Origin of the sequence: Clostridium sp. BL-8 (assembly GCF_002006495.1) — a bacterium.
In the GTDB taxonomy this organism is placed as follows: Bacteria; Bacillota; Clostridia; order Clostridiales; family Clostridiaceae; genus Clostridium.
Map to the genome: position 1 here is coordinate 1 of NZ_LZZL01000228.1, position 617 is coordinate 617.

The window sequence follows — 617 nt, forward strand, 5'->3', positions numbered from 1 at the left end:
AGTCTACTAGAATTAAAAATCATAAGAAAAAACTTGGTTCTAGCATATCAGATCGCCCATTAGAGATAAACACTCGCAACGAGTTTGGTCATTGGGAAATTGACACTGTTATTGGTCAAAAATCTAATAATGATAATGTACTACTTACAATAGTAGAGCGTAAAACTAGATATGCTATGGCAATTGATATTGTATCGAAAACCGCTGAATCAGTTACTGATGCTCTCAATAGAGTACGTAGTTTATTTGGCAATCAATTTAGTCAAGTTTTTAAGACTATAACTGGTGATAATGGCTCTGAGTTTGCTGACTTATCCACACTTGAAAATGAAACTGATACAAAGGTGTACTTCACTCACCCGTATTCATCTTTTGAAAAAGGTACTAACGAGCGTCATAATGGTCTAATACGCCGTTTTATCCCAAAGGGTAAACGTATTTCAGACTACACTTCTGATGACATTGCTTTCATAGAAGAATGGATGAATACTCTTCCAAGGAGAATACTTAACTATAAAACTCCTGAAGAATTATTTGAGGCACACTTAGATAAAATCTATGCAATCTAAGAAAATACAAATGTTTAAGTCATAAATAGAAATTAGTTCAATTTGTTA

Annotated in this window: 1 protein-coding gene; it reads left to right on the plus strand. The window is 33.1% G+C overall.

Annotated features, from left to right (window positions below; genetic code table 11):
* Positions 1-569, plus strand: a 569-nt coding sequence (locus CLOBL_RS27375) for an IS30 family transposase (RefSeq protein WP_143323987.1), incomplete at its 5' end; no start/stop codon positions are given.
* Positions 570-617: the final 48 nt, after the last annotated feature.